Here is a 1626-nt window from a genome sequence, read left to right as displayed (position 1 = left end):
AAATCACGCGGGACGGCCGCCGTCAGATCGTAGGCCTGCTGATCCCGGGCGACGTGGCGAATATAGACTCGTTCATGTTCACACGGCCGGCTTACGCGGTGCGGACACTTTGCACGACAAAGACCATTTCTATTCCACGAGATGACCTTTCGAATCTCGCGGAGCAGCATAGCGGTATCGCTAAAACGCTTGCATGGCTCGCCATGCGTGAGAATGCCATTCTCAGTGAATGGATATTATGCCTCGGCCGGTTATCGGCCAAGCAGCGGGTGGCGCACCTGGTCTGCGAGTTGGGCCTGCGACTTTCCGGTTTGAACGAAACGGAGAGTTGTTTCGAGCTACCGCTGACGCAGGAACAGATCGCCGATATCCTGGGTCTCACGGCTGTTCACGTCAACCGCATGATCCGACAGCTTCGCGGTGAAGGCCTGATCGACGTTAAGGGCAGAATAATACGAATTCCCAACATGACCGCGCTTTGTCGAGTCGCAGAGTTCGATGCTGACTATCTGTATGATCGAATAGATTAAGAACCATCACATTTTGAGGCTAGATGGCGAATTTGTGGAAAAACGCCTGATGACTAGCCGTTGTATTTAATGAAAGGTGCCGTTCGGAAGGGACGCGGATGACTTTAGCCATCGCTAAGCTGCCGAGGCGCCGAGGGAGGCATCGCTTGCAATCGTACCAAGATTACGCCTGCATGGCAGACGCGAAGGCTATCCGGCGCTGCAACGCCGTAGAAAGTTGATTGGCCGAGTAAGGCTTGCGAATCAGCTCCAGGCCCTCGACCCCTTCCTGGGCCAGCACATGACTATAGCCGCTCGCCAGCACGACTGGCATGGCCGGCAGGTCGCGCGCGAGACGGCGCGCCAACTCTATCCCGCCCATGCCAGGCATGACGACGTCTGAAAACACAATGTTGAAGCCATCGCCATCGGAGCCAAGTCGCTCCAATGCCTCCTCGGCGCTCGTTACCCAATGCGTGCGATACCCAAGATCATCGAGCAATTGCGTCGCAAACTGGCCGACGCTGATATTGTCCTCGACGACGAGCACGCAAAGCCCCTCACCATCCACAGCCTGAATCTGAGGAAGAGGTTGATAGTCGTTCACCGGCTCGCCGTCTGCCTGCGGAAGATAGAGCGTAAAGGTGGAGCCCTGCCCAACGGTACTTTCAACATCGACATCGCCGCCCGATTGCTTGGCAAAGCCAAACACCTGGCTGAGGCCCAAACCGGTGCCCTTGCCGACGCCCTTGGTGGTAAAGAACGGCTCAAAGATGCGCTCCAAGTCGTCATCGGCGATGCCCACGCCAGTGTCCGTGATGCATACCGCGACAAAATCTCCAGCCCCGGGTCCATGCCCACGGATCGCCGGCATCCTCGCATTGCAGCGAAGCTTGATCGTTATCGTGCCTTCGCCCCCCATCGCATCACGCGCATTCACCGCAAGGTTCACCAGCGCCGTCTCGAACTGACTGACGTCGGCGCGTATGAGGCATGAGCTATCAGGCACCTCGTATGCAATCGCCACGCGGGCGCCCGTGATACTGTCGAGCATGTCGCTGATGGCGTCCAGTCGCTGCGCGACATCGATCACCTCCGGGTCCAGCGTCTGCCGACG

The 1626-nt window shown here is 57.9% G+C and carries 2 protein-coding genes; one reads left to right on the top strand and one right to left on the bottom strand.

The features are described 5' to 3' along the window. Nucleotides 1-530: Crp/Fnr family transcriptional regulator (locus MF607_RS22450; RefSeq protein ID WP_242122383.1), on the top strand; the 530-nt coding region annotated here is incomplete at its 5' end. 163 nt (nt 531-693) lie between these two features. Here the strand turns inward: MF607_RS22450 and MF607_RS22445 are convergent. After that, a partial coding sequence (locus MF607_RS22445) for an ATP-binding protein (RefSeq protein ID WP_242122382.1) occupies nt 694-1626 on the bottom strand: 933 nt, incomplete at its 5' end.

The sequence above is a fragment of the Sphingomonas lacusdianchii genome (assembly GCF_022664395.1).
Classification (GTDB): domain Bacteria; phylum Pseudomonadota; class Alphaproteobacteria; order Sphingomonadales; family Sphingomonadaceae; genus Sphingomonas; species Sphingomonas lacusdianchii.
Note: the sequence above shows the minus strand (reverse complement) of the source record. Positions and strands in the feature narration are given on the sequence as shown.